The sequence below is a fragment of the Sphingobacterium prati genome, assembly GCF_013167215.1.
Lineage (GTDB): Bacteria > Bacteroidota > Bacteroidia > Sphingobacteriales > Sphingobacteriaceae > Sphingobacterium > Sphingobacterium prati.
On the sequence record NZ_JABJWY010000007.1, the window covers coordinates 102,676 to 108,675 of the forward strand.

7 protein-coding genes and 1 pseudogene are annotated in these 6,000 nt (G+C 36.2%); 6 read left to right on the forward strand and 2 right to left on the reverse strand.

The window, feature by feature from the left end; all coding sequences use genetic code 11:
* Positions 1–228 precede the first annotated feature (228 nt).
* Both HPC41_RS01150 and HPC41_RS01155 read left to right on the forward strand, forming a co-directional pair.
* Entirely contained in the window at positions 229–564 is a 336-nt protein-coding gene (locus HPC41_RS01150) for a hypothetical protein (RefSeq protein ID WP_172392188.1), read from the forward strand.
* 443 nt (positions 565–1,007) lie between these two features.
* Positions 1,008–1,349, forward strand: coding sequence for a hypothetical protein (locus HPC41_RS01155; RefSeq protein ID WP_172392189.1), 342 nt, complete (start codon positions 1,008–1,010; stop codon positions 1,347–1,349).
* 108 nt (positions 1,350–1,457) lie between these two features.
* Here the strand turns inward: HPC41_RS01155 and HPC41_RS01160 are convergent, their stop codons facing one another.
* Positions 1,458–1,931 carry a hypothetical protein gene (locus HPC41_RS01160; RefSeq protein ID WP_172392190.1) on the reverse strand — a complete coding sequence of 158 codons (474 nt, stop codon included), beginning with the start codon at positions 1,929–1,931 and terminating at the stop codon, positions 1,458–1,460.
* 313 nt (positions 1,932–2,244) lie between these two features.
* On the opposite strand from HPC41_RS01160, the gene HPC41_RS01165 reads away from it, so the two are divergent.
* The 3 genes from HPC41_RS01165 (at position 2,245) to HPC41_RS01175 (ending at position 4,543) form a co-directional block, all read left to right on the forward strand.
* Positions 2,245–3,789, forward strand: coding sequence for a hypothetical protein (locus HPC41_RS01165; protein ID WP_172392191.1), 1,545 nt, complete (start codon positions 2,245–2,247; stop codon positions 3,787–3,789).
* Between the two features lie 15 nt (positions 3,790–3,804).
* Complete coding sequence (locus tag HPC41_RS01170) at positions 3,805–4,170, forward strand: hypothetical protein (RefSeq protein WP_172392192.1); 366 nt, start codon at positions 3,805–3,807, stop codon at positions 4,168–4,170.
* 196 nt (positions 4,171–4,366) lie between these two features.
* Positions 4,367–4,543: a hypothetical protein gene (locus tag HPC41_RS01175; RefSeq protein WP_172392193.1), complete on the forward strand. Its 177-nt coding sequence runs from the start codon at positions 4,367–4,369 to the stop codon at positions 4,541–4,543.
* 94 nt (positions 4,544–4,637) lie between these two features.
* Here the strand turns inward: HPC41_RS01175 and HPC41_RS25210 are convergent.
* Positions 4,638–4,931, reverse strand: a pseudogene (locus tag HPC41_RS25210) ((deoxy)nucleoside triphosphate pyrophosphohydrolase); the annotation flags it as partial.
* 251 nt (positions 4,932–5,182) lie between these two features.
* On the opposite strand from HPC41_RS25210, the gene HPC41_RS01185 reads away from it, so the two are divergent.
* Positions 5,183–6,000 (forward strand): penicillin-binding transpeptidase domain-containing protein (locus HPC41_RS01185; protein ID WP_425501167.1); only part of this gene is annotated, 818 nt, incomplete at its 3' end.

The following is a 6,000-nucleotide window of genomic DNA, read 5'->3' on the forward strand; positions in this document are numbered from 1 at the left end:
TTCTGATTTACCCGATTACATCATCCTGTAACAAAATTGCGGTAGACTGAGCATTTTTTCGCCCTGTTATAAAGGAAATATTCTCAGTCACTTGAAGATTTTGTTAAATTAACGGTTTTAATCCACCTATTGAGGTAATAGGAGATAAGATTCAATTAACAGGAACAGGACCTTTTAAGGGTAAATCGTTCCAGACACATCTTAAAGCAACTGAATATTTAAAATAATATGGCTAGTTATTACGAACTGCAAATAAATTGCAATGTTAATGAAAAACAAAAGATCGAACATATCTTAGGGAAGTCCGATAGGGATTTTCAAAAGGATTGGCATCTGATAATTGAGGAAGATTCTTCGGAATATCTTTATGCGCTTAACAAATTTGTTTCAATTATAGAAGCAAATTTAGAGCAATTAAAAGAAATTGGGATTAAGGAGGATAGTATCAGTTTTTGGTATATGTATGAATATGAGCAACAATGCAATATGGAATTTGAGCCGGCCATAATGAGACAGATTGGTAATTTAGGCGTAGTTCTTTGTATAAGTTGTTGGGAGAAATAATGTTTTGATGATTTGAACAACGTTTTCTGTGAAATGAACAATAGCTATTTCGGATATTCTGAAGAGAATAACTTGAAAATCAAGAGCTATGTTAGATTTGTCTCCTTATCAAATAATGTCAAGAAATTGAAGATCATCATCTCTGGACTTAATAATACCAAAGTTAAATCACTCAAGATACATCTTTAGATGGCGAGGGGAGTACTGGCAATATTAGTGTTTTCGCTGATAATAAGTCCTATGCCATCGAGCCCCCTAATTCAGGAAATTACAGGAAAGGTGATATTATGGATCATGACAATTCATCCTCTGTTTAAGCTGGGGCGCAACCACTAATAGTTCTAATAATTCGATATGGAAAGAGTATACCCTATGGAAATAAAGTCAGCACAGAAGGTGTTTATTTAGCATCTACTGATGGGACTAGATTATTGGGTACACCAATGGTTGGAACTATTTCAAGCAACACTATACAGACGACAGGCCATGCTGGCTACCCTGTTAGTTCGGGTGGAGCTGTGTTTACATTTGGGGGGGACAACATTCCAACGAAGTATGTCTCTGTTATTCCTAATCTTTCATCAAATACAACGCATTATGTTCAATATTACAATCCATCTGGCGAAGGTCTGAAATGGTATCCTATAAACAAACAAGCATTATCATCGTTAAATTCGGCCGTGAATCCGGGACCCACTTACACCCAATCAGAAGTACAAGCTATACTCACCGAGCTGCGTGGTTTAAAGATCAAGTTGAGAGCCGCAAAGCTATTAGCTGAATAGCCTCTTTGAAATATTAACCGAATAAAATATTTAGGCTATATTTTAGCAAAATACAACCTAAAGTATTGACAATCCTATGAAAACTTTGATGACTTGAAACGAAGAGCCTTAAGCTACAGCTGTTCTTCTTAAAATTCTGTACTGCATATAAGCAAATGCTGAAATAAAGCTAAAATACAGCATAGCAACTGAAACTGCCGCTAAAACATTCTGTTTTTCAGTGAAATGCAATAAGCCAGTTAGAAATGCACCAATAAAGCTTGTGGGAATTAATACAATAATTCCTATAAGCATAATCGCGCCTGTAATTTTAGCTGTCCTGTTACCATTGTGTAAAAATAGAGGCAAGAGATTAGGTAATCTTAATTGAGATACTGCTTTTGAAGATCTGCGGAATGCATAGATTAGCGCTGCGTTAAGCTCTGAGACTAGCGCCGAAATCGGCCGTAGAAGATTCCTTTTCTTTATAAATTTGACAAATGCAACTACAGTTTTGCTAGCAGCGATTATTGCATTAAACTCCTTCAACCATGGATAATATTCTAAAAATAACTCCGTGAATACTTTAATTAGTTTTCTCATTTTTTTTCATTTGGTAATATAATCAGTGAATAAGATAAATAAAAAATAAACGTTATTTTCTTGATTAAGGGAAATTATACAAAAGTGTAGAGGGAAAAGAAAAATCTTCCAATGAAAGGAATCAATGTGCGTTTAGGCACTCGTCACGAAAATTTCTATTGAATGACTCAATATACAGAGTGTGTATATTTTGATAAAATAAGGTTGCTAAATTAAACTGAAACGAATGGTAAAATGAAAATTAGGATCATTTTAACTTTTATTGTGATTTTAATAATTCTTTTTATGGTTTTACTGATTATTCACCGATTTTATGAAACTCAAAGTATTAAATTTTTTCTGCCTGATACTTTTTCTGGTATCATGTAAGAACACGGAAGTTGCTGAAATTTCTCCTAATGATGAAATTAAAGCCGCATTCAACAATTTAAAAGGTTCGACCACCGCGAAAAGAGACATCGCCTATTCACCCCAATGGCAGAACAGTGTTGATTTTGAAGGTAGCACTTATATCCCCTTAACTACTGATAAGAAAATATTCTCATACACATCTGATAGCGTACAATATTCTCTTGATGATAAAATATGGCTTAAAGCCATCAAACAAGATGCTAAATGGCGCTTTTTTATTTTAACAGTATTTCCCGATTCTCCTGTGGACAGTAAAAAGTCAGGGATCTTTTTATATGAGGATTGGAAGACGGGACAATTTAGTTACGAAGGATATATTGAAGATAGGCTTTACAACCCTGCAGCCTATAATAGTACTCTTAAATTGAAAGGTTTGGTTAAAAAGGGGCATATTCCGCCACCATGCAAATTCATCTATTCCACTGTTTGTGCAGGGGAAGGTCCGGATCAAAGTTGTACCACACGGTCAACAATGGTTTGCTCAGATGCTACAGGTGGTGGTGGTGCAGGTACCGGCGGTGGTGATGGTGGCGGAGGCGGGGGTGGTGGTACCGGTCCTAGTACTCCTCCAATTATTCCGGAACCGAAACCTCCAACTGAAGCTCAAATAAAAGCACAACTCAAGGACAAACCATTTGCTCTAATCCCAAATATTCCATGCGAAACAATAAAAAAATGGATAAGTATTGCTAAGTTTATTGTTGGTCAGTCCACATTGAATAAGGTGGCCGGAATAAAAGATGCATATTTTGGCGATCCAACGGCAAACATTCAAAATATAAATGATGCATTTAGTCCCGTGGTCAACATGGATTATTTTCCGATTACTGTTAACATTCTACCATTAATCAATGGTAAAGTTTCAACTCCCGAGCAGTTTATAGAATTTATTCGTAAAGATATTGATGGCTTTGTAAACACAAAATATTCAAGTTTTAAGCCCTACAAAACGTGGGCGCTCGATGATACAAATTTATGGAATTCAAGTAATCCAATGAATGCTTTGATAGATATTGATATCGAAGGACCTGATAATGGAACAGTCATTGTGAGTAAATATTCCAGTACAGGCTGGACTTTTACGACAATTTATGAACCAATGAACCAGAAACATCCAGTTTCAGGACATAGAGAATTTGGCTATGTAAAGAATTCAAATGGTTCTTATACTTTTTATTCAAGGGGTGTTGACCGATTGACAAATATTGATGGTAGTAATTTTCAATCTGCTGCAGATTTTTTCAAAATACCGCAAGCGGGACCATTTGGTAAGGCAGATGCCTTGTGGACTTCCTTTCAACAGAAGGTTTCGAATTTTGTCAATACCAACGGGGGGAACGCAGGGCCAGCAACTCAGGAAATTTATAGACCGGACTGGAATGCAGTCAAAGATGTTATTGATGGCAAAAAACCATTAAGTTCTTTAAGCACTGATTGTCCAGACTAATAATTATATTTAAATATGAAAGCATTAAAAGTTTTTTATGCGCTGTCGTTTATGTTATGCTTAATACAGCTAGTAATCTGGCTTTTTAGCCCTTTCAGCGGAGCTGGATCAATATATAACATGGTTAAAGATTACGGATTTTATACAGATTCACCCACTGAAAGGATTGCTGCGCTATCTGGCGACTGGGGAATGTCTGTAGGAACATTTAAGATCGTAAATCAGATAATAGCATTTATCTATTTTATTTCCTTAATCCTAGCAGTATTATCAATTTTGTTCTTGAAGAAAATCAACAAACGACTAATTTATATAGGTGTTTCTTTCTTATTTGTAGTGAGCGCATGTATATTATTTATCCTCTGGATGCAAAAGTCCTAGCAAGAAAACTAAAGTCCTTCCAAAAGAATTTCTAAATACATTTTGGGAGGGCATTTTTCAGCATATATATACTTCCAATTGCGCCATTTAATACCAGATATCTTCCGAAGGATTATTATACACCTATTTAGATAACCAATTCCAACAACAAGGGCAGGGATAGCAGCAAGAACTGTTAAAATGCAAGAATCTAGTGTTGAGCAATATCAGTATCAATAAAATTCAGATGACTGTCAATGGTGAGGGGCTAAGGGTAAAGGGAGAAGCTTTCTGTTCACATGATGATATTACATTGTCCGTATTTATATTGGCAATAGTTAGAGCACTTGAGTTTTGGCTACCTATTCCAATCGGATTACTGTTGCCGATTTAAAGATTGATAAGATCAATACCTCTCGTGGAATGCAGTTTACGCTATGCAATGATATTCATGTACAGGGGGCTTTTATGTACGCAAATAGCTGTTATTACTTAATTGATGCAGTGTAAGCGATATACTCGTTTACAATAGGGATGTCAGCTTCGGTCCAGTCGTAGTTCCTTAATTGAGCAGCATCTACCCATATCGCCTGGGCATGTTCAAGCGCTTTCATTTCTCCTGATTGTAGGTTGCATACAAAAGGGTAGAGCTGCAGCGAAAAGTTAGCATAGTGGTGCTCTACCATCGTCAGTGCGCTATGTATGCTAATATCAATATGGCTTTCCTCTTTGATTTCTCTGCGTAGGCATTCTTCTTTCGATTCTCCGGTTTCGATCTTTCCTCCCGGAAATTCTCATTTCAATGGAAGTTTCATCGAAGCCGACCGTTGGCAGATGAGTATTTTGTTAGGGTGTTGTATAATCGCACAGGTTACTTTCAGCATAGTGGTTCAAAGTTAATGATTTAGAAAAATATTATTAACTTATCCTGTGCGGGCTTGAAGAAGACTGAATAATGAATTACAGTAAGAATTTTTCAGTTTCGATAACTATTAACTATTTTATAACGATGATATTAAGAGTTACACTGTTGATGTTTATAGCTGCCTTTTATGTTTCTGGAGTAAATGGACAGACAAAAGGGATATTTTCTACAGGTACGAAAATTGTAATGCCCAATATTCAGGAGTATTTTAAGGAATGTGGGGTAAGAGGGACTATAGCTATTTATGATAATAGAAATGACATCTGGTTTGTATCCGATACATCGGATTCCAAGGTTGAAAGTGTACCAGCATCTACGTTTAAGATCATCAATATGCTCATCGCATTAGAGACAAATACGATCAAAGCCGAAAACGCTGTGGTGAAATGGCCGGGATCAACAGATACCATTAAATATGGCTATCGTCCGGATATCTACAGAGATATTTCAGTAAAAGAAGCTTTTCAGATGTCTGCAGGCTGGGCTTTTATTGAGCTTGCAAAGAAAATAGGCAGATCTACCTACCAAAAGTTTTTAGGAGAATCCGGCTATGGAAATGCCGATCTCACTGAAAAAGGAGAAGATTTTTGGAATTTTGGAGCAATGGGTATTTCTCCTGTCAAACAGGTTGAATTTTTGAAACGATTATATGAGGGGAATTTGCCTTTTTCCAATCGAAATATGAACATTGTCAAAGAGGTAATGATAACAGAGAAAGAAAAAGACTTTATAATACGGTCAAAAACTGGATGGACAAGGGAGCATAATACGAACACAGGATGGTGGGTAGGATACCTTGAATCTGGTCAAAATGTGTATTTCTTCGCGACACGACTTATACAGGACCGTAAATTCAATAGATCAGATTTTTCCAGCTGTAGGAAGGAAATTACCAAAAAGGTATTTCGGGATCTTAAAATAATGCA

Bases quoted from the DNA above. Each gene is read 5' to 3' on its own strand.
- HPC41_RS01160 (WP_172392190.1), bottom strand. From the start codon at position 1,931: ATGAGAAAACTAATTAAAGTATTCACGGAGTTATTTTTAGAATATTAT.
- HPC41_RS01170 (WP_172392192.1), top strand. From the start codon at position 3,805: ATGAAAGCATTAAAAGTTTTTTATGCGCTGTCGTTTATGTTATGCTTA.
- HPC41_RS01155 (WP_172392189.1), top strand. From the start codon at position 1,008: ATGGTTGGAACTATTTCAAGCAACACTATACAGACGACAGGCCATGCT.
- HPC41_RS01165 (WP_172392191.1), top strand. From the start codon at position 2,245: ATGAAACTCAAAGTATTAAATTTTTTCTGCCTGATACTTTTTCTGGTA.
- HPC41_RS01150 (WP_172392188.1), top strand. From the start codon at position 229: ATGGCTAGTTATTACGAACTGCAAATAAATTGCAATGTTAATGAAAAA.